Raw genomic sequence first — 22,318 nt, 5'->3', positions numbered from 1 at the left:
TTAAAATAATTTAAGTAATTTTATTTTCTTATATCAATTTTAATGAAATTTTTAATAAAAAAATCATTTAAAAATAATGAATTAATCTTTAAAAAAATCTCATGCGCTCTATGCTAAAAAATTTATGGGTTTTACTGTACTGTTTTTCCCCCTTTTTTTTGAATGCCAATGTCAAAGTAGGAGCTGATCTTCTCTTTACCCATGGAACGCCATCTTTTTTGCAAGGCAAACGCATAGGTCTGATTACTAATCAATCAGCCATGAACTGTGCTTTCAAAACTACTTTTCATTTAATTAAGGAGCATGCAAAAAATTATCAACTTGTTGCTCTTTTTGCACCAGAACATGGTTTTTATGGGGATGCCTACGCTGATGAAAAAATAGAAGATCAAGAAATTGAAGGGATTCCTATCTATAGTCTTCATGGAAACCACAAACGCCCTACGGAGACCATGCTTTCAGCAATCGATGTGCTGATTTATGACATTCAAGATATTGGATCTCGCTCCTATACCTTTCTAGCTACTCTTTGCTACTGCATGGAAGCAGCTGCAAAGCAAGGAATTTTAATGGTAGTTCTTGATCGTCCTAATCCAATGGGAGGGCTTGTTGTGGATGGACCTCTCGTCTTAGAGGCTTGGCGTTCTTTTTTTGGCTATATGAATGTTCCTTATTGTCACGGCATGACGATAGGAGAGTTAGCACATTTTTTTAATAGTGAGTATAAAATCGGTTGTCATTTAATTGTCATCCCGATGAAAGGATGGCAAAGAGGCCAGACTTTTGCTCAAACTGGTCTTCCTTGGGTTCCAACAAGTCCTCAAATTCCTGAATCTGATACCCCTTATTATTATCCTACCACCGGATTAATTGGTCATTGTTCTATTGCGAGTATTGGGATTGGATATCCTCTCCCCTTTAAATTAGTTGGTGCCCCATGGGTTCAAGCGGAGAAATTTGCCTCAGAAATGAATAAACAAGCCCTACCTGGAGTCTATTTTCAACCTTATTATTTTCGTCCCTTTTATGGAAAATTTGAAAAAGAAAATTGTCAAGGTGTTCGCATCATCATCACCGATCCAAATTGTTATCTCCCTTTCACTACTCAGTGCACAATTATGGGAGTAATCAAAAATCTCTATCCTACTCAATTCTATAAGGCTCTTAATGAGATGATTGCTTCGCCTAGTAAAAGAGAGGTCTTTAATAAACTGATTGGTTCAGATCTAGTGCTGACTATTCTTTGTGAGGAATCTTATATTATTTGGAAACTAAGAGAAGTTTGTCTAAAAGCACGTCAAGATTTCATCCCAATACGAGCTCGATATCTTAACCCTGCTTATCATTAAGGTTTCATTTAATAAGTCGCACTTAGATCCCATTTTTTACCTTGTTAGCACTGTAAACTCTTTTCTGCTAAAAATAGTATTTCCATCTTGACATGAACTGCATCTCTTCTATAAAATTTCGCTTCAATAAATCAATAATCTATATTGAGGAGATCAAAAAAATGAGTAAGATTAAACCTCTTAACAATCGTATTTTGATAAAACGCTCGAAAGCGCCAAAGAGAAAAGGAGGAATTCTACTACCCGATACAGCTCAAGAAAAACCTAAAGAAGGCCAAGTTGTTGCTGTGGGAGCGGGAAAAAGAGATGAAGAAGGAAACCTACAACCTTTAACTGTGAAAGTCGGTGAATGTATCCTCTTTTCTTCATTTGCAGGAACTGAAGTTAAGAACGCCGATTTAGAAGATGAATATCTTATTCTGTCTGAAGATGATGTTTTGGGCGTATTGGTTTAATTAATTAAGGGAGTATTATCATTATGGCTAAAATGTTTCAATTTAAACACAGCGCTCTGAAATCAATTCAAGAGGGCATTTCTAAGTTAGCTAAAGCTGTCATTGTCACTTTAGGTCCAAAAGGACGTAATGTTGTTATTAAAAAAAGCTTTGGAGCGCCTCTCTCAACAAAAGATGGAGTGACTGTTGCAAAGGAAATTGTCTTAAAAGATAAGTTTGAGAATATGGGAGCACAGTTGGTTAAAGAAGTGGCCTCAAAAACATCTGACGAAGCAGGAGATGGCACAACAACAGCAATTGTTCTAGCTCAAGCCATTTACTCGGCTGGTATAAAAAATGTGATTGCAGGATGTAATCCAATGAGCCTTAAACTCGGCATTGATAAAGCAGTGCAAAAACTCACAGAGGCTCTTTCTAAACTCTCAAAAGAAATAAAAGATCATGAAGAAGTGAAACAAATCGCGACGATTTCCGCGAATAATGATCATGATATCGGTGCGATTATTGCTGAGGCAATGCAAAAAGTAGGAAAAGATGGGATTATTACTGTTGATGAGGCAAAAGGCATTAAGACTTTTCTTGATGTAGTAGAAGGAATGCAGTTTGATAAAGGATTTCTTTCTCCTTATTTCATTACTAATCCTAAAAATATGAGTGTTGAATTAGAAAAGGCACATATTTTGTTGGTTGATAAGAAAATTTCTTCAGCTAAAGAATTAGTTCCTATTCTTGAAAAAACTATGGAACATGGACCAAAACCTTTATTGATTATCGCAGAAGATATAGATTCTGAAGCGCTTGCCACTTTAGTCGTGAACAAATTAAAAGGAGGTCTGCCTATTTGTGCAGTCAAAGCTCCAGCTTTTGGAGATCGACGCAAAGCTGTTCTAGAGGATATGGCTTGCTTAACTGGTGCAACTGTAGTTTCAGAAGATATTGGCCTTAAGCTAGAAGATGTAGATCCTAATGTTCTTGGACAAGCTAAAATGGTCAAGATTACAAAAGAGAACACAACAATTATTGATGGTATGGGTGATATCAGTCGTTTAAAAGGGCGAGAAGCTCAAATTAGACATGAGATCAAACACACTACATCTGATTATGATCGTGAAAAGCTTGAAGAACGTTTAGCCACACTAGTTGGAGGAGTAGCTGTCATTAAAGTCGGGGCACTCACTGAAACTGAAATGAAAGAAAAAAAGGCAAGAGTTGAAGATGCACTTCATGCAACACGTGCTGCTGTTGCTGAAGGGATTGTTCCAGGAGGTGGAGTCGCATTGCTTAAGGCGATAAAATCTTTAGATTCATTAAAACTTGTTGGAGATGAAGCAGTTGGTGTAAAAATTATTTATGAAGCGGCTTTTGCTCCTGCAACTGCGATTGGAAAAAATTGTGGCAAACAAGGAAATCTCATTGCTGAGAAAATTTTTGAAAGTAAAGAAGAAAGCTGGGGCTACAATGGACTCACTGATAAGTTTGAAAATCTTGTAGAAGCAGGAGTTATTGATCCTGTCATGGTAACGAAGTCAGCGCTTCGCTATGCTGCATCAGTTGCGGGTTTGTTATTAACAACCACAGTTATGATTACTGATGTTCCTAAACCAAAAGAAAATACTCCGACTCCTCCAATGGGTGGCGGCATGGGCGGCATGGGCGGCATGGGAGGTATGGATATGATGGGCGGCATGGGCGGCATGATGTAAAATAAAAAGATTACGCTTGAGATGATGATTTGATCTCTAGCGTAATTTTCTTTATCTTTTTCTAAGCACAGGAGCAAAATATGCCAACTTATGATTATCAATGTCAAAATTGTGACCATGCTTTGGAAATTTTTCAGAAAATTAATGATCCTCTATTAAAAAAATGTCCAGTTTGTCATCAAGAAACACTGCAACGTGGAATTGGTGGTGGGACATCTATTCTCCGTTTTATTGGAGAGGGATTTTATGTGAATGAATCTAAGTGCCAAACAGAAAAAAAATGTGGTTCAGGAGGAGATTGTCAAGGATCTTGTCATGATTAATCTATTTGATAAAATTAAATGATTAAAAAAGACAGTTTAAAAGTCTTAAGCATTTATAAGAAAGTTTTTATACTCCTTCATGAGTTTTAAAAAACCTTCTTCTTTTTTTCTTATTTATATCATAAATAAAAATTTGTTTGAGTTGAATTGGGACTTGAATAGTAGAAAAGAGTTCCTTATAGTTCTTACATTTCTGCACTGGTAGCTCAGTTGGATAGAGTACTCGGCTACGAACCGGGTGGTCAGAGGTTCGAATCCTCTCCAGTGCAAATCTAATCAATATGATGGAGGTATCACATGAGTTTAGTTGGAAAAGAAGCTCCTAATTTTTCTGCACAAGGTGTAGTAGATAAAAAAATGAAAGATCACCTTTCCCTATCTTCTTTTCGAGGAAAATATGTTGTCTTATTTTTTTATCCTTTAGATTTTACTTTTGTTTGTCCTACTGAATTGCATGCGTTTCAAGATAAATTAGGTGAATTTAAAGATAGAAAAACTCAAGTAATTGGCTGTTCAGTAGACAGTTGTTTTTCTCATATGGTTTGGCTAAATACTGCCCGTAGTAAAGGGGGAATTGAAGGAGTGCAATATCCAATCTTATCTGATATCAACAAATCTATTTCTCGAGATTATGGAGTACTTAAAGAAGATGAAGGCATTGCATATCGAGGTCTTTTCTTAATTGATAAAGAAGGCATTGTGCGTCATCAAGTGGTTAATGATCTTCCACTTGGTCGCTCAATAGATGAAGTGCTTCGTATGATTGATGCACTCGTTTTCTATGAAAAACATGGTGAAGTATGTCCGGCTAATTGGAAGAAGGGAGAAAAAACAATGAAGGCTACTCTTGAAGGTTTAACACGTTATTTTGAAGGTTAAAAAGTAAGAAAGACAATTTAATAGTAAAAATTTTTGATTTTTATCAATTTGTGAAATAATCGTAGAGATCTTTTTCTGTAATAATCAAGATGCTTTTATAAATTTTGCATATGGGGTTTGTTTGTTCAAGAATTTCTGCATCGCCTACCCCTGGAAGACATAAAGCAGACATCGAAGGGAGTTTTTCTTTTTTGATAAGAAGATTTAAACCAAAATCATAATCTTTTCTACTATACCCTTCTTCACTGACACGAAAAAAAAGAACTCTATAGTTTAATAAGATCGCTTGAATTGCAAACTGTAAGCCTAAGCAGTCTTTTGAAGGAGGTTCTCCTAAACATTCAGATAGCTGCTCCAAACTTTTGCAAAAATATGCGGTTTTAAATTCTCCTTTTTCCGCTTCTCCGAAGAATGTCACGATATGCATAATAATTACCTCATATTAATCTTAACAAATTAGTATTAATAATTAAAAATTAATTTATTTAATTAAGATCTGAATATTTCAGATAATTGAGTGATATTGGTTTAAATCTTTATAAACTGATTGATTACCGAGTTCTTTTTCTATAGTTATCAGTCGGTTATATTTTGCAGTGCGTTCTGCACGAGAGAGAGAGCCAATTTTAATTTGTCCTGAAGCTGTAGCAACAGCTAGATCACTAATCGTTGTATCTTCTGTTTCTCCAGATCGATGAGATAGAATCGTTCTATACCCATTCAATCGAGCAAGTTGGATACATTCTATTGTTTCAGTTAGAGTGCCAATTTGATTCATTTTGATCAAAATGGCATTTGCAATACCTTCTCGTATGCCTTTTCTAAAAAAATCTGTGTTTGTGACAAAAAGATCATCTCCAACAAGTTGAATCTGTTTCCCTAACTTTTCTGTCAGTAATTTCCATCCCTTCCAATCATTTTCAGCCATCCCATCTTCAATGGAATCAATAGGAAAACAGTGACATAAATGAATTAATTCTTCGACTTGTTCTTTGATAGAACGTCCATTGTATCTTCCATTTTTATAAAAATGGGAGGCAGCACAATCAATAGCTAGTGTAATTTGCTCACCCGGTATATAACCAGCTTTCTGAATGGCTTCTATGATTAGACTCAATGCTTCTTGATTAGAAGAGAGATGAGGGGCAAATCCTCCTTCATCACCGACAGCTGTAGCCATGCCTTTGGCTTGTAAAATTTCTTTAAGGGTATGAAAAATCTCTGCACCCCATTGTACACCTTCAGAGAAATCTCGAGCAGCTATAGGTCGAATCATAAACTCTTGATATTCAAGACAATTATCAGCATGCATTCCTCCATTGATAATATTGATCATGGGACAAGGCAAAAGATGAGCAAACGGACCTCCAAGATAACGATAAAGAGGCAGGCCTAAACTTTTAGAAGCAGCTTTTGCAATTGCTAAAGAGATGCCTAAGATCGCATTAGCTCCTAATTGTGATTTGTTTTTAGTGCCATCCTTTGTACACATAAGTTGATCAATAGCAATTTGATCAAAGACGTTTTTCCCAATTAAACAAGGAGCAATCTTTTTATTGACATGCTCTACAGCTTTCAAGACTCCCTTGCCAAAGTAGCGTTTTCGATGCGTATCTCTCATTTCTACTGCTTCGTATTTTCCTTTAGAAGCTCCTGATGGAATAGATACAGTTGCCATGATCTCTCTATCAGTGGTTAAAGAGACCTGTAAAGTGGGAATGCCTCGAGAGTCTAAAATCTCAATCGCATGAATGGCTATGATTTTAGAATTAAACATCGAACACTCAAATTAAGGAATATATTTATATTTTTAATAATACAAAAAATTCTATTTATTATAGAGAAAATATATAGTTTAGTTTTTTAAAATTATTTTAAACCTTTTTACTCTCGATTTAAATTTAACTAGTTTCTCTCTTGTCCATGACAAGGTCTTTTTAAAAAGAAATAGTCACATATTTTACCTTAGACAATATGATAGATTTGTGTGATATAATTTTTTTTCAGAATGGGGTATTCAGTTCATTGAAGAGGGAAGATATTGCTAAAAACTTATTTGGATTTTGAGACTCGATTTTTTTTTTGAGTGTTTCTTTAACAATTTAATTTTAATATCAAAAATATGATTCCATTTAGAAAATCTATTGGATTTCGCTTGCTAGGAATTAGTTTTATTCTGCTGACATTTCCTCTTTTAGTTGATTCGTTTATTCTGATTCAAAAACGTTACGAACACACGATTCTTGATGCGAAAGAATATCTTGCTGAGATTACCTATTTAAAAGAGCTACCATTTAATCAAATTCAACCACTCAATCAACCTCTTCTTGACATGATCAGTTATTTTCTTAACTTACAGAGTGATTTTCCTATACAACCAGATCCTGTCGTGAATGAAAAATTAAAACTGATTGCAGACATTGGAAATCTCCCTGCAGTCTTTCTGTTAGAAATTAGAGAAGATGATCGCTATATTGTCACAGCATCGAGTCTACCAGATCTTGTGGGTAAAGATTACGAACATTTTTTTCATACGAACAATTTCTTTTCTTCTGCTGCTCTTGATAAAAACTTTAGTAGTTTTATCTGCTATAATAGAGAAACTTTAGCTCCTTACCTTGTCTTGACTCATCTCATCTATTCTTTTAAAGAAGGAGATCCTGTAGGAATTTTGGTTGTTTCTGAAGATATTACTGATAAGTTAGATAACCTTTTTGAAAGAGAAAATTTTTCCTATGAAGTGAATTTTGCGCTTTTATTACCTACGACTGTTGTCTTAGCTTCTAGTGATCCCAATATGCGGTTCCATTATTTTCTTCCGCTCCAACCAGGCTATCGACGGTTATTGATTGAAGAAGACCCACATGCCGCACAATTACTCCCTGACCAGCCAATTGTTATTGACCATAAAATGGGGTATCCATTTTTTGAATTTGATTGGAATGGGGTAAAGCAAGTTGGGTATATTAAACAACTTTCTGAAGCAAACTTCAGTTTACTTACTTATGTAGCTAAGAGTGAAATTTTTCACTCACCTATCACTGATTTTCTCAATACTTATAGTATGTATATCTTAATTTTTCTGATTGGAGGGTTAATGACTTATCTAATCACTATGCGTATGGCAAAGCCGATTCAAAAATTAAGCCTAGTCATGCAAAAGATCCAAGAAGGAGATTTAAAACTACGTTATGAGAAAGATCCTCTAGGTTTTGAAATTAATATTTTAGGAGATATCTTTAATAAGATGATAGATGCAGTGATTGATCAGAAAAAAGTGGCAGAGAAAGAGCGTGTAAAAAAAGAAACCTATGCACATGAGCTTTGGTTAGGTCAACAAGCACAGCTGAGCTTGTTACCTCAAAAAATGCCAAGCTATTATGGTGTGGATATCGCTGTAAAATATATTCCTGCGATTGAAGTAGGTGGAGATTTCTACGATGTATTTCTTAAACCAGGTGAGCAGGGGGATCAGCTGATTCTTGGGGTAGCTGATGCTTCTGGGAAAGGAGTCCAGGCGTGTTTTTATTCTTTGAGTTTACGTCATATACTTCGAACATATGCACAGGAATATGATGATATTGGAATGGCTATGTCAGCAACAAATAATTTGATTAGGATCGATACGGAAGAATCAGGCATGTTTATCACAGTGTTGATGGGAGTCTATAATCATACAACAGGCATATTTCATTATTTTTCTGCCGGACATAATCCTGCCATTCTTCGAAAAGAAAGGGGAGAAGTAGAGGAATTGCACCACCAGGGAGTTGCAATGGGAGTCGTTCCCACCCAAGATCAACATGCTGCCTCTATAAAATTGGAAAAAGGAGATAGCATCATTTTTTATACTGATGGGATTACTGAAGCTCATAATGAACATGATGAGCTATATGGTGAAAAAAGACTCATGCATCTTATAAAGAATGAAGGGTGGAGAGGGTCAACAGATTTAGTAGAATGTGTTGTAAAAGACATTGAGAATTTTTCTGGGAAAACCCCTCAACATGATGACATTACCTTACTTATAATGAAGATAATATAATCCGTGATTAAGCAATCTTTTACACTGCGTGTTCTTGTTATCAGTTTTTTTATATTGGCCCTTCCTCTTCTCATAGATTCTTTTATTTTTTTTCAAGATTCATATTATCACGAAATTGCAGATGCACAACTCGAATTGAGAGAGTCAGCCAATTTTCTTAATTTTAATCTTAAGGAAATAGAACCTGTTCAGCAAGTATTTTTACGAGAGATTACATACTTTTTTGATCTAGAAAATCTAGAAAATCTTGACCAAGAAAAACTCAGCCGTCAATTTTCAGAGCTTGTAGATTTGAGGAGAAACTTCGAAATTTTGTTACTTGATGTCGGAAAAGAAGATCAATATAAACTCATCGCTTCAAGTATGCAAAATTTTACTGACCAAACAGTGACTAGTTACCTTAAACTTGCTCATATTCTCAAACTAGGAGAAGGAGCATTTATTCGATTGATATATTCAGATCAGACAGGAGATTCTACCCCCTATATATTCACTGCTAGAGTGGTTCATTCAAAAACAGGGGAACCCGTGGGGATCATTTTAGTCACAACGGAGATAAAGAAACAGTTAGAATCAGTGATGAATATGCAAAGAAAAAACACTCAGACCCAGTTTGCTATTCTCAGTTCTGATGGTATTGTATTTGCTGCTACAGATCGATCGTTAATAGGCAATTATTTTGATCTTATCTCTTTAGAAAGACAACGAGAGGTGATTGCTTCGAAACAAATGGGGATGATCTCCCTTCCTCAAACCCCTATTTCCCTGCTTGAAACAAAAGATCCTCCTTTTTTTGAGTTTATTTTTAATGATCAGATTCAAATTGCATATAGAGCCTATCTTTCTGATTTAGGAATCTCTGTGATTGCATACTCTTCAAAAGAGGAAATTTTTGGAAAAGCTATGCGCGATTTTCTTTTTATTTACTCTCTTTATGGGATGATTTTAGTGATTGGAGGAGGAGTGGCCTATTGGCTCTCTTTATGGATTTCCAGACCTTTGCGTCAGCTCTTCTATTTAATGGAAGAGGTGAGCCGAGGAAATCTCAATTTGCGTTTTGAAAAAACACCTCTGGGATTTGAAATCAATATTCTAGGAGGGATTTTTAACAATACTCTTGTCAATTTACTGGAGAATATTCAGGAGGTGGAAAATGAACGTGTAAGAAAGGAAATGTATAAAAGAGAACTCGCGATTGGACTTAAAGTACAAAGAAGTTTGCTTCCCTCATCTCTTCCTAAAATTCAAGGTGGTGAGGTCACAGGAACCTACCTTTCTGTATTAGAAGTTGGTGGAGATTTGTATAGTTATATGCCTCTGATTAAAAAGAATGAAGAGACCATCATGATCACAGTTGCAGATGCTGCTGGTAAAGGAATTTCTCCTTGCCTCTATTCTCTTTCAGCAAGAAGTCTTTTGTTAACCTATGCGACTCTTGTTGATGATCCAGGAGAAGCTTTGAGTCGGACAAACAATGCCTTCATTAAAGGGACAGGAGATACAGGGATGTTTGTGACAATGTTAGCTGCTCTATATCATACAAATTCAAAAATTCTCTCTTACTACTCCTGTGGCCATGTTCCTCCAATTATTCGTCGTGCGAATGGACATCTTTTGACTTTAGAACATTCTGGTATGGCTTTAGGTTTAAGAGAGTCTCAAGGATACGAGACCGATGCTGTACAACTAGAATCAGGCGATATTGTCATTTTCTATACTAAAGGTTTAATAGAATCTGTAAATAGTCACTATCAATCATTTTCGGAAAAACGTTTAAAAAATTGTCTCCAGCAAAGGAATTGGCAGACTGCTCAAGAAGTTGTTGATGGATTGACAGCTGAATTGCAAACATTTATTGGGGCTACTTTACAAGAAGAGGTAATTATTGTTGCGTTAAAAATAGACTAATGAAAGAAAGACTTGAAAACGCATTTTTACAACAAATCTTTGAAAAAGTTGTTTTAAATCACAATTTTTCAAATCCTCTTGAAGAGCTTTTATGCTCGGAATTTATCCAAATTAGTCGTGATTTTCAGCTAACTAAAATTCAAGATAGCTGGTCTTGGCGTAATGCTTATACTAGCAAAAAACTGGCAGTTTTGCTAATTGATGATCAAGGGTATCTGAAAAAGGACGTACTGAACAAAGCGATTGACCTTATTGAAGGTAACTTGCATTCCCTTGGTCCGAATCGTTATCATGATAGTGAGTACTTTTCTCACCTACTTAAAATGCTCTATCTCTTTTTAAAAGAAAAAGAGGCTATTCATGCTTTATATCAAATCCGGACTCCTGATCACCACCAAGGAGCTTTAGATCTCATACGCGTCACACTCTCTCTTCAGAATAGTGAGAAAATCACAGATGTTCATACAAGACAAGCTGCTCTATCAGCCCTTTTGACTAGTTTACGTCAAAATGTCGGATCCTGTTTTGCAACTGCTCCAGCAATTATGATTCAAAAAGAACAGCCTTTGCATTTTCTAGCTGATATTGCTCAACTCTTTACTATGAGCAGACTTGTCCGAACTTATGAAGGTCATGAATATGCAGTCCCTCTGAGTCTAAATTGGGGGTTAGGAGATCTAATGAAGCCGATTTTTTTGCCTGCTTTAGGTAGACAACCGATCAAAACTCTCTCTCTTTCTCCTGGCTTACAAATGGTTTTTGAAGAAACAGGGCTAATCAAAAAAGATCTTGCAAGAACACAAAAACAAAAAGCTGTAGAAAAGCTCATTGGAGAAATTGGCTGGGGGGACTATCCATTTGCTTATTTTACAGCTGATCATATTCTAAAGCATGTTTATCTCTCTCATTATGGATTGAAAGAAAAAGAGATCAATCAATTAGAAGCAAAATCTTTTCAAACACTAGTGAATGAAGTGGTAATTGACCCCCCTTCATTGACCAAGAATCGATCACAATTATATAAAAATTTTCTAAGAGATTATCAAAAAGCGAAGAATTTATTCACAGCTTTAACTGATAATCCGCTTCTGAAATCATGGGAGTTCACACTTGCTTCTCTTTCCGAATCGCAGGCAAATTTTACTAAATGGAATTTTTATATTAGTCTTGGCATTGAAACAACGGGATCGAATGGTATTGGCAAGAGCTTACAAAATTATCTTCAAGAAAAAATTGAAGCGATCAACCATGAAATAGAAAATTATCAATCTCAATATGACCATCTTTATGCACAGATTAAATCTTATGAAGGACGAAGAGTCTCAACTGCGATGGAAGCAAATTGGATCCAAGCTAATTATCAATTGCGTATTAAAGAAATCAATCGTCTCTTAGCAGAGCAAGAAAAGCTCCATGAAAAAGGGAAAAAGTTAACCAATGTATTTTCTATGATTGTTGAATTCTATGGGAAAAAAATCCGAGAGTATTTTCAGGAAGTTTATGATCCACAGATGCACACAGCCTCTGATCATAGGTATGATGATAGTCCAGCAGGATTTCGACTCTTATATAAACATGGACGGACTCACACCCCTCTTTGGACAATGATTTATTCAGCTAATGAATATCTTCACTGTTTAAAAGAGTTTTTTATTGCCACAGAAGGTGAATTATCTCGGTTGCCTGAATTAGAGGGGATTGAAAAAGAGTTGTCGGAGATGATTACAATCATGATCAAAACCATTAACGAGCCTGATTTTCTTAATGAAGCTTTTTTTCGTTTAGCAAAAGCTTATGAGGAACCAATTTCACCTCCTAAACGGAGACCTTGGGCGTATGTTTCTGGAGGGACAGTAGAAACTTTAATCAATTCTTATTATTGTCAATCGGATCCTCTGATCAAAGAAGAAAAAGGTTGGGTAGAGAGTGAAAATGAACTTTTGGCTTTTTTTATTGATACTTTTAAAGCTCTTCCATTGGATATTCAAGAAATTTATCAAAAGGATTCCTCCCGTTCGATGGTTGCCTATTCTCCAACACACGCCTTTTTAATTAAACCAGGATGGCCATTACTGAAAGAAGCTTGGGAAAGTCCTCTCTATACCTATACTTGGATTCGTGATGTATGGTCTTATACTCACCTCGATTTTCTTGAGAAGCATCATTTAGATAGGAAAATGATGGAATATCTCGTAGATCAACTTATCTCTTTTATTCCTTTTGATCGACAGTGGATAGATAAACACATTTTCAATGAATCCATGTTCTTGATGCGTGCAGATCAATTTCGTCGACATGTTATGACAAAACTCTCTCAAGAAAGGTTGGCTTTAAGCCAAGAGCTATTACATTTCATAGCTGAAGAACTTGATAGCCTTCTCTATCTTTGTATGCCTTTTTTTACAAGCACTCTTCTTTATGAATATCTGCAAATTCTTTTCAAAGAGATGCAGATATTCGATCAAGATATAGAGGAGGTCCTCTTTAAACAGATCAACGAAATTGAAGTTTTAAACTATCACATATTTTCCGCTCATGACTTACGGGAAATAGCCAAAGGACTCATTTTGAAAGTATTTAAATCTACTCGTACTCCTATTTCTTATGATGAGAAAATCATCGAGGCAATGCGTATCCTTAAATTTGCCTATCCCGAACCTATTTTAATTGGGGATACTAACTGGGTGAAAAATAGATTTGGTTTTATTGTTAGTCCTGGGACAGGGAATGTGGAATTTTGGTGTTTTGATCATTTTGGAATTGAAGGCTATCCCTTATCAGCTTGGAAGGAGTATTTCAATGGAATGAATCGTAAAAAATGGGGAATATATACTGCTCCATTTCAGTATGGACAGTTTACAAAATAGTATAACAAACCTATAATGCTTGCGTTTACAGGTTTGTTATGCAGAAATTTTTTCGATTTCACTTAATTCTCTTCTTAGGATCCATCTCTTGTCTTCTTGCTGAAGAAGAACCACAGATCGATGTTAATTATGAAGAACCTTTAGTTGCTGCTGTTGAAAATTTAGGTCCTAATGCTTCGGGCTTTCTCTCAGAAAGAGATTTTGGACCTATTGGAGACGAATTCATTGATCCTCATGTCTTACGCGATTTTATTGAGAGTAAAGGATTGATCGAATGTCGTAATAAAACAGGATTGCTCACTATTGCTGCAGATATCCGTGCTCGTTGGACGGCAATCGGAGAACAAGTGAATGGGCAAAAACAACGTGGTACTGGGACTAGCCTTGCCATCGATCGATATAAAAGCGAAATCAACCTCTTTCTTGATTATGTCGCTCCTCGTACTTGGGGATCAGCAAAAGTAAAATGGGTCAATTTTGATGGGAAAGATGGAGGTTCTTTAACAAGAGTTGAATTGGATCGTGCCTTTATTGGTTATGATATTCGTAAAGAAGAAAAAGAAGATTTCTACATTGAAATTGGACGGAGTCGACTAAATTATATATTTGATTCACGTCTTGAGTTTATCAGTATCTTTGATGGAATCCATATTTATTATACAAATGCATGGTCAGCTTTAGGAAATTTTATTATTCATGGTGGACCTCTAATTGTTGATAGTTTTACAAATCATTATGCCTGGGTAGTTGAAACTGGAGTGATTGGTTTTAGAGGAACTGGATTAGGTTTTAAGTATAGTCTTATTGACTGGAGGAGATCTTCTCCTACTCTTGACTATGGAAATCTGCCTAATTCGGGTAAAACTACGGTGAGAAATAATCCTCGCTACGCATTCCTTGTATCTCAAATCCTATTGGGTTATCAGCAGAAATTAGATTTTCTCCGATGTAAAACGCTTTATATTTACGGAGCTGCGCTCATTAACCACGATGCTAAACCCTCTCTAACAACGAATTGGCAAAAACTGAATCAAGCTTGGTATGTTGGATTTACTCTTGGTAAGCTGTGTACGGCATGCGATTGGTCCATTGATATTAATTATCAAAGTGTACAAGCACAATCAGTTCCAGAATTTGACTTAGGGGGTTTTGGTCACGGAAATGCTGCCAATTTTCTTTTATCAGATGCGATTCTTCAAGGGTTTGGCTCTGATCGTGCCTTTGGTTTTACAAATTATAAAGGGTGGTCGTGTAATTTTTTATATGCTCTGAGTAATAATCTTTCTCTGAGTGCTCAGGGCCAATATGCAACTCCAAGAAATAAAACTCTAGGAGGAGATTTTAAATATAAAGCGTTTGAGATGACTGTGATCTATGCTTTCTAAGTCAATCGAGTTTTCAAGATTGCTCTCTTTTAGAGAGCGATGTGATTGTCTATAGTAAAACTTGTTCATTCTTCTATCATCATCTACTTTACAAAGAGAGCTCATTTCCTGATTTTACTTCCATAAGAGATTGTGATAGGATTTTTCATTAAGTTTTTTAAAAAACTGAGATAAGTTGATGTTTTGAGCTTTGCTCGAGAAATATAGATAGGCATCAGAGGAACTTTGATATTTTCGAGAAAACCTGAGAGATTGTTTTTCCATGCTTTTAAATCTTTCATCCCAATGTGATGAGGATTTATCAAACACACTGGATGGTTTGCATCTAATTCTTGATTTAATATTTCAATTATTGTTGGTCCAATAGGAGAAAAATGTTTCAAATCAAGAAGACAAAATCGCAAGAAAGGATAGAAAAAAGATCTATGCCTCATTTTTTTTTCCATAGGAACTATACAACGAATTAAACGAGGCAGAGTTCCTATGAGAAAAACAATATCAATCCAATCCATTTTAGAAGCTATCAAAAGAATAGGTTGAAAAGGGTGGATCTTTTCTTTACCAATCACTCGAATAGGAAAAAATTTTGTGATTAATTCAGCAAAAAGACGTAAAACTTGATCAGCAAAGAGAACCAGAAGATAGAGTCCAATGATAAATGTCACGATTCCAATAATCAAAAAACCACTTTTTGCACTCAAATTTAAGAAATTGCCGAAAAAGGCCATCATTCCTGCAGCAATAATGACTCCAATAAAATTCAGAAAATTTGATGTGGCAATATTTTGTCCCCGATTCTCATTAGGACTGGCTATTTGAATAAAAGTATCGATAGGAACAATATAAAATCCGCCAAACAAGCCAATCAAAATCATAAATAGAGTCACCATAAAGAAAAATGATGCAAATAAGAATAAACCAATAAAACAGAGAGCTATTCCGATGGTTGCTAAAGGAACAAAGCCAAGCTCAACTTCTTTAGCTGAAAGATATCCTGCTAAAAAAGCTCCAATTCCCATTCCTATCGCCGTCATTAAGAAAAAATATCCTCCTTGGATTTCTGAAAGATTGAGAGATTGTAGGGTAAAAGGAATAATATTGAGTTGAGTATAAGCGCCTATAAAGAGAAAATAACTCCCGAAAATTAAAGAATAAAAAAGATAGCGTATTTTTTTGGATCTTTTTAAGGTATTCAGGATCACTGGAAAAAAATGCAAAGAGAGAGGTTTTTGAGGAGCCTGAGGGTGGGTTTTTTGAATACCAAAACTTAGAAAAGTTCCAATAATAGAAATAGCGATACAACAAGAGAGAGCAAAGACAAAATTTCGATTTGAGACTTCGGAAATAAATGAAGCAAAGAAAGTGCCAAAGATGATGGCTAAATAGGTGGTAGCTGTTAAAATCCCATTGCTATGGGAGATATTTTTTTTCTCTACGATTTCAGGAATAATACCATACTTACATGGTGAGAAAATTGCACTATGTGTTGCCATTAAGAATAAGACAAGATACCCGCCAAAGATCGATTTTATAAGAAAACAAACTAATCCCAAGACTGTTGAGAGAATTTCAGCTAGTCGAGTAAGATAAATAATCGTTTGTTTACTAAAACGATCTGCAAGAAAACCTGCAATGGGAGCAAAAATAATAAATGGAATCACAAAGATGGTACCAGTTAAAGCAAGGATGGTATTGCTATGCTCTTTTCCTTGAATCGAAATTACAAAGAAAATCAGGAGAAGTTTGTAAAGGTTATCATTAAGAGCAGCAAAAAATTGAGTGAAATTGAGTGCACTAAAGGAAGAAAAAGAATTAGGTATGGGCATACATCTTGACTATACTCCTAGTCACCTTTTTTTTAGTAATTCTGTTGAACAACTTTTCAAAAAATTCAAGGAAAATCTTTTTCTTGATGATTCAAATCCTTTTTCAAAAAGAATCTTGATTATCCCTAATCTGACCATGGAAAGGTGGATTCGGATACGTTTAGCAGAGGAGCTTAAAATTGCAGCAGGATTTGAGACATATTTTCTAGAAAATGGTCTACATCATCTTTTTAATATCGACTCATTTCCTAGTAAATTTGAATTACTTCTTTCAATTGAATCAGAATTGGATCTGATTCAGGCAAAGTGGAAACCACTTAAAAAATACTTATCGGATAAAGAAAAACGAAAATTTGCACTCTCCTTAAGGTTGACTTATCTATTTATGCGTTATGGGGTTTATGGACAGGCTCTGCCATCAAGTTGGGAAAGCCATCCTAAAAATTGGCAAGAAGAATTATGGAGTCGGGTCTTTAAAATTTGGACCTATCCTTTAAGAAGAATTTCTCATATTCAACCGAAGCATCTCGAAGTCAGTGTTCATCTTTTTGGATTTAGTCACATTCCTCCTCTATACTTTCATTTTTTTCAACAACTACCTTGTGTCTATTTTTATCAACTCTCGCCTTGTAAGGAATTTTGGAGTGATCTCTCAAAAGAACACCCTTTTTTAACACACTTCGGTCATCTTGGGAGAAAGACAATCTCTTTGATCGAAGAGAGTGATCTCATCATCGAAGAGATCTATGACATGCCGATGGGGAATACTCAACTTCATCAACTTCAGCGTGAACTCTTGAATCTTGAAATTTACGAAAAAATTCAAGATCAATCAATTGAATTACATATTTCTTCTACAGAATATGATGAGGTGTATAACCTTTACCAAAATTTGGTTAGGTTATTAAAAGAAAAAAAAATAGAACCTAAAGATATTCTTGTGATGGCTCCTGATATTTCTCAATATGAACCATATATTTTGACTATTTTTAAAGATCTACCTTATCAGATTGCTGATATGCCTATTGAGAAAAAAGATCTTGAATTAGAGGCATTTTTTCTGCTTATTGAGCTTGAACAGCGAAGATTTAATGTCCCAGCTCTTTTAGATTTATTTCATCATCCTCTCTTTCAGAAGAAAATCGGTTGGAATGAAGAAGATATATTAAAGATTCGTGAATGGATTGAAGTGACGGGGATTCGTTGGGGCTTAGATAAGAAGAATAGAGATGATTTATTAAAAAAAAGCCAATGTGATGAGGGAATTGAAGATGAATGTGCAACATGGAAATCAGGAATAGATTGCCTTCTTGAAGAGCTAGCAATCAGTTATTCTCCAAAACGGATTAACTTTTCTGAAGCAGAACTTCTTGGAGAGTGGAAAGAATTGATTGATCGTCTTACTTCAGATGCGAGTATTTTTTCTGAGCAACTAACATTAAGAGATTGGGCAGATAAACTTAGGATTTTTCATGAAAGGTATTTTTCTGAATCAGCAACAGTGGTCTATTATCTCGAAATTTTAGCATCTTCTGCTCGACATCTTCCTAGCCGGAAGTATTCTTTTGAAATTTTTCAGCAGTTAATTCGTGAGGTGATTGGTGAAAAAACCATGACTGTAAATTCTCATTGTATTCAAGGCATTCATTTCTCTTCGATGGTGCCTATGCGTATCGTGCCAGCAAAAATTATCTGCTTAATTGGAATGAATGAGGAAGCCTTTCCTCGGAAAGAAAGCCTTTTTTCTTTAGATATGTTAAAAGATACAGGAGATTATTTTCCTTCTCGGCTCGATTTTGATCGCTACCTTTTGTTGGAAATTCTATTGTCTGTTCGTGAAAAATTGATCATTAGCTATTTAGAAAATCATCTTGATCACCAGATATCTTCCTTGCCTTCTTCTGTAATCACACAACTTCTTCCATATATTTCTAAAACAATTAAACATCCTCTCTATATGCCCCTGAAAAATGAAAGACCACTTCCTATGTTATTTACTTATCGCCAAATCAATGTTGAAATTCCTTCTTGTCAAATTGAGATTGCTGATTTAATTCGTCCTTTTCGCTCACCTTTACGCCATTATCTGTACCATCAAGAGATCTATTTCAGAGAAGAAGAGATGATCAAAAAAGAAGAGGTTTTTTCTCTTTCTCCCTTGCGTAAAGCAAATTTACGCAAATTAGGAGAAGAGGCTTTAAAAAAAGCTAAGAGAGAAAAGGATTTTCCCATTGGCCCTTTTGCTTATGTGGCTGAGAAACAATTAAAAGAAGAAATTCAAAAGTTTCCCAAAGATCTTGAAAACCTTTCAGTCAATTTAACCATAGAGAATGTCCAGATTGTCGGTATATTAGAAGGGGTCACAAAAGATGGATTAGCGATCTATGAGCAAAAAAAAATCAAAGGAGTTGTAAAACATTGGCCTTTGTTTCTCCTATTGGCTACTATTCGTCCAGAAATCTCAAATTTTTTCTTTCTAAAAGATGGTAAAAAAGTCAGGCGTTTTTTTGATAATCCTGAACCCTATCTTAAATCCATTCTGAGATATTATTTTTTCTCTCAAAAAGTTTTAACTCCCCTATTCCCTGATTGGATTGAACCCATTTTAAAAGAAGATTCTGTTAAGTTAAAACAGATGAAGCATTATGATCCTACTTTAAAATGGGCTATGCGTGGACAGAAATTACTTCCTCCAAAAGATTTGATTTTATCTTGGAAAGAAGAGGCAGAAGCCCTTTTCAAAGAGATGGCAGATGCCTGGTTTTAATGTTCTTGATCCGAGTCTATCTATCTTTGAGAATCGTTTCTTAGAAGCCTCTGCAGGAACAGGAAAGACATTTACCATCGAAAACCTCGTTATTCGTTTGCTAAATGAAAAAATTCCCTTTAATCAGATTCTTATTGTCACATTTACACGTGCTGCAACATTTGAATTAAAAGAACGCATTCGAGCCCGTCTTTCTTCTCAGCACCTTCTAGAATTTGATCAAGCGAAAATTTGGACAATTCATAGTTTTTGTCTGCATTGTTTGCAAGAACATGCGTTTCATACTGCGTTTACTCCTGATCAGGTAGAAGAAAGTGCCCAGTCTGATCTCTTTAAAGAGATAATTAAAGACTCATTGCGTACTACAAAAAAATTAACACCAAAACAATTAGAAAAGGTCATACAAGACTCTCTGATTAATCGTCTCGTCAACCTCGTTAGTCAACGTTTACCGATTGAACAACCAAATTGGGAGTTTCCAAAATTTGAAGTCAATCCTGATCAACTTTTTGAAGATCTCATCCATCTTGCTCCACAATATAAAAATATCTGCGATAAGCAAAAACGGATAAAACCGGAAAATATTGAGGGTTTAAAGCGCTTTACAAAGTGGATTAATGGAGAGAAGATCGACCCTGTGGATTTACCTATTTTAAATTATGCGAAAGAAAATATCTCAAAACGTAAGTTATCTATTCGATTAAATTATCCTGGGTTATTAGAAAAAATGCAGGAAGAGTTAATTCCTAAGCTTGCTTCTTTCTCAGACCCAACGCATATTCTAGCAGTTCTTGCTGATGAGGCACGTTTGCATGTTGAAAAAGTTATCAAAAAAGAAGATTTAGTTTTTTTTGAAGATCTATTGAAAATTTTATCAAAACAAGTAGAAGATTTTGATTTTGCTCAATTAGTTCGTCAACAGTATCGAGCAGTATTAATTGATGAATTTCAGGATACAGATCCTATTCAATGGAAAATTTTTTCTACTCTTTTTTTAAATCAAGCATTTGAAGGACCAGTTTACCTTGTTGGGGATCCTAAACAATCTATTTATCGTTTTCGTAGCGCTGATCTCTATACTTATATAGAAGCAAAAAAAGCAATGGGTGAAAAAGCCTATGCATCTCTTGCAACAAATTATCGTTCAACTCCTTCTCTTGTTGGAGAATTGAATGATTTATTCTCTCAACCATTTATTACCCTTCCAAAAACACAAGAGGCTATTTTCTGTCGTCCTGTAGAAGCAGCTTCTAAATTGGAACCCATTTTGGATGGGAAGGGAAGTTTACATTTTCTTTTTGCTGAAGAAGAAGAAATTTTATTTTCAACAATTGTCCATGAAGTTGCTAACCTGAATTTGCCTCTAAGAGAGATAGCTGTGCTTGTTAGCGATCGTTATCAAGCTGAACGTTTTATGAATTACTGCTCCCTACCTTGTATTTCAAAAAGTAGTCGCTCACTGATTCATTCACCTGCCTTTCCCACACTCATTGAATTAATTCGTGCAGTCCAAAATCCACGTGATCGAAGTGCTATCGCTCAGGTCTTTGGAGGACCACTTTTTCGTTTTCCTATTGATGCACTTCCTAAAGATTATGCATCTTTTTATGATTATCATGATCTTCTTAAAAAGGAAGGGCTTCTATCCTTATTTAATAGAGTTATCGAAGATTCAAATTTGAGCGATCCTTTCTTTTACCAAGAGATGTTACAGCTTGTTAAAATGGGGTTGCATATCAAGAAAGATTATCTTTTCTTTTACCGAGAGTTGATGTCAATAGATCCTGATTCAGAAAAGCTAAAAGTGAAAATGCATTTTGAAGAAGAGGCGATTCAAGTGATGACGATTCATGTCAGTAAGGGATTAGAATTTTCAGTTGTGTTCCCAATTGGCATTGCTACACCTTACAAACACCATAAGGGCTTAGTTCGATGTAAAGATCGGTTTGTTATTTCTGATGAATTAAGTCGAGAGGAAGAACGATCAGAAAAGATGCGTCAAATTTATGTAGCTTGTACTCGTGCAAAAAAAAGAGTTTATATTCCGGTATTGAAAAATGATTCTCCAATCTCAACTTTTCTGAACAAGATCAATCTTTCAGAGAAATCACAAGAAATCTGTCGTTTTTATCCTCCACCTATCTATAAAAAACCTCCCATAGTCCAATCTAAAAAGATTGAATGTGATCAAACATACTCCCCTCTAGCGATCCATTCTTATTCTTCTCTTTTTTCTTATGAACCGGTTGAAAAAACTATTTTTTCTGAAGATAGTATGCCAGGGGGGGCTCAAACAGGGGTACTTATTCATCAACTCTTTGAGGAAGTTTCATTTGATTGCTCAGATCTCAATGTATTTGTGCAAAAAAAACTCTATGGGACTTTTTTAGAAGGATGGTCAGATGAAATTACTGCTATGTTAGATTGGGCATTAGACTATCCTCTGCCTAATGCCCACAATGTTTTTTCTCTTCGTCATGTGAACCAAAATCACATGATTAAAGAAATGGAATTTTTATTTCCTTCTCAAAATCCTCCTGGGTTTTTTAAGGGATTTATTGATTTATTTTTTAAACATGCCGGGAGTTACTATCTTATCGATTGGAAAACTAATCTAATCGATACCTCAGTAGAGGAGGTAATACACACTCATCGATATGATCTTCAAGCGCAAATTTATCAAGAAGCGATTCAGAAATATTTAAGGCTTTTTGACGAAGAAGCGAATTTTCAAGGGATTTTTTATTTTTTCTTGAGACCAAGAGTATCTTATCAATTTTTCAATGGGTCGTTAACGGAATGATAAATCAA

14 protein-coding genes and 1 tRNA gene are annotated in these 22,318 nt (G+C 35.3%); 12 read left to right on the top strand and 3 right to left on the bottom strand.

The genetic code is table 11. The features are described 5' to 3' along the window. The first annotated feature begins 101 nt into the window (after positions 1 to 101). From R3E91_03340 to R3E91_03315, 6 genes are all read left to right on the top strand, one after another. Positions 102 to 1,349 carry a DUF1343 domain-containing protein gene (locus R3E91_03340; GenBank protein MEZ5315229.1) on the top strand — a complete coding sequence of 416 codons (1,248 nt, stop codon included), beginning with the start codon at positions 102 to 104 and terminating at the stop codon, positions 1,347 to 1,349. Between the two features lie 161 nt (positions 1,350 to 1,510). Further along, positions 1,511 to 1,804 (top strand): co-chaperone GroES, encoded by a 294-nt coding sequence (locus R3E91_03335; GenBank protein MEZ5315228.1) that lies wholly within the window; start codon positions 1,511 to 1,513, stop codon positions 1,802 to 1,804. Positions 1,805 to 1,824: 20 nt separating this feature from the next. Next, positions 1,825 to 3,507, top strand: a complete 1,683-nt coding sequence (gene groL, locus R3E91_03330; GenBank protein MEZ5315227.1) for a chaperonin GroEL — start codon at positions 1,825 to 1,827, stop codon at positions 3,505 to 3,507. 80 nt (positions 3,508 to 3,587) lie between these two features. After that, positions 3,588 to 3,830, top strand: coding sequence for a zinc ribbon domain-containing protein (locus tag R3E91_03325; GenBank protein ID MEZ5315226.1), 243 nt, complete (start codon positions 3,588 to 3,590; stop codon positions 3,828 to 3,830). Positions 3,831 to 4,025: 195 nt separating this feature from the next. Beyond that, positions 4,026 to 4,099 (top strand) — tRNA-Arg (locus R3E91_03320). A gap of 28 nt (positions 4,100 to 4,127) precedes the next feature. After that, positions 4,128 to 4,709, top strand: a complete 582-nt coding sequence (locus R3E91_03315) for a peroxiredoxin (protein MEZ5315225.1) — start codon at positions 4,128 to 4,130, stop codon at positions 4,707 to 4,709. A 43-nt stretch (positions 4,710 to 4,752) separates the two neighbouring features. Here R3E91_03315 and R3E91_03310 read toward each other — a convergent pair whose 3' ends face one another. Then, on the bottom strand, positions 4,753 to 5,136 hold the full coding sequence (locus R3E91_03310; protein MEZ5315224.1) for a hypothetical protein: 384 nt from the start codon (positions 5,134 to 5,136) through the stop codon (positions 4,753 to 4,755). Positions 5,137 to 5,214: 78 nt separating this feature from the next. After that, positions 5,215 to 6,486, bottom strand: a complete 1,272-nt coding sequence (gene eno / locus R3E91_03305) for a phosphopyruvate hydratase (GenBank protein MEZ5315223.1) — start codon at positions 6,484 to 6,486, stop codon at positions 5,215 to 5,217. Between the two features lie 345 nt (positions 6,487 to 6,831). Here eno and R3E91_03300 point away from each other — a divergent pair, with 345 nt between their 5' ends. From R3E91_03300 to R3E91_03285, 4 genes are read left to right on the top strand one after another with little or no spacing between them, the layout of a single operon-like run. Then, a complete protein-coding gene (locus R3E91_03300) occupies positions 6,832 to 8,754 on the top strand; it encodes a PP2C family protein-serine/threonine phosphatase (GenBank protein MEZ5315222.1) in 1,923 nt (640 codons plus the stop codon). Between the two features lie 3 nt (positions 8,755 to 8,757). After that, on the top strand, positions 8,758 to 10,662 hold the full coding sequence (locus tag R3E91_03295) for a SpoIIE family protein phosphatase (protein ID MEZ5315221.1): 1,905 nt from the start codon (positions 8,758 to 8,760) through the stop codon (positions 10,660 to 10,662). Next, on the top strand, positions 10,662 to 13,529 hold the full coding sequence (locus tag R3E91_03290) for a hypothetical protein (protein MEZ5315220.1): 2,868 nt from the start codon (positions 10,662 to 10,664) through the stop codon (positions 13,527 to 13,529). Before R3E91_03295 ends, R3E91_03290 begins: the two co-directional genes overlap by 1 nt. Before the next feature lie 38 nt (positions 13,530 to 13,567). Then, positions 13,568 to 14,914 carry a hypothetical protein gene (locus R3E91_03285; GenBank protein ID MEZ5315219.1) on the top strand — a complete coding sequence of 449 codons (1,347 nt, stop codon included), beginning with the start codon at positions 13,568 to 13,570 and terminating at the stop codon, positions 14,912 to 14,914. Positions 14,915 to 15,015: 101 nt separating this feature from the next. Here the strand turns inward: R3E91_03285 and R3E91_03280 are convergent, their stop codons facing one another. Further along, complete coding sequence (locus R3E91_03280) at positions 15,016 to 16,740, bottom strand: MFS transporter (protein ID MEZ5315218.1); 1,725 nt, start codon at positions 16,738 to 16,740, stop codon at positions 15,016 to 15,018. Between R3E91_03280 and R3E91_03275 the strand changes: the two genes are divergently transcribed. Then, positions 16,733 to 19,507 carry an exodeoxyribonuclease V subunit gamma gene (locus R3E91_03275; GenBank protein ID MEZ5315217.1) on the top strand — a complete coding sequence of 925 codons (2,775 nt, stop codon included), beginning with the start codon at positions 16,733 to 16,735 and terminating at the stop codon, positions 19,505 to 19,507. The two genes, R3E91_03280 and R3E91_03275, sit on opposite strands and share 8 nt — an antisense overlap. Continuing rightward, complete coding sequence (locus R3E91_03270) at positions 19,494 to 22,310, top strand: UvrD-helicase domain-containing protein (GenBank protein MEZ5315216.1); 2,817 nt, start codon at positions 19,494 to 19,496, stop codon at positions 22,308 to 22,310. Before R3E91_03275 ends, R3E91_03270 begins: the two co-directional genes overlap by 14 nt. The last annotated feature ends 8 nt before the right edge of the window (positions 22,311 to 22,318 follow it).

It is taken from the genome of Chlamydiales bacterium (genome assembly GCA_041395025.1).
Classification (GTDB): domain Bacteria; phylum Chlamydiota; class Chlamydiia; order Chlamydiales; family JAAKFR01; genus JAJACP01.
The sequence above is the reverse complement of the archived record's forward strand: the minus strand, read 5'-3'. Positions and strand labels throughout refer to the sequence as shown.